Source organism: Deinococcus alpinitundrae, assembly GCF_009982895.1.
GTDB classification, from domain to species: Bacteria; Deinococcota; Deinococci; order Deinococcales; family Deinococcaceae; genus Deinococcus; species Deinococcus alpinitundrae.
Window position 1 is genome coordinate 1 of record NZ_WXZL01000221.1, and the last position, 276, is coordinate 276.

The window sequence follows — 276 nt, forward strand, 5'->3', positions numbered from 1 at the left end:
AATTCTAAAGACATCTATGCCTGCTTTAGCACTTTCTTGTACGAATTTATGAATAACATTATCAGGATAGTTTTTATAACCAACTGCGTTTGAAGCACGTAACAACATTTGGAATAATACATTTGGAATAGCTTTACGTAGACGTTCAAGTCGTTCCCATGGGTTTTCCTTCAAGAAATTATATGCCACATCAAATGTAGCACCGCCCCACATTTCTAGTGAGAAACCATCTTTAAATACGTCCGCTGTTTTGGATGCGATATTAATCATATCCTT

1 pseudogene is annotated in these 276 nt (G+C 35.9%); it reads right to left on the bottom strand.

The window, feature by feature from the left end:
- Window positions 1-270: pseudogene (locus tag GUI70_RS25625) on the bottom strand (hypothetical protein); the annotation flags it as partial.
- Window positions 271-276 lie beyond the last annotated feature (6 nt).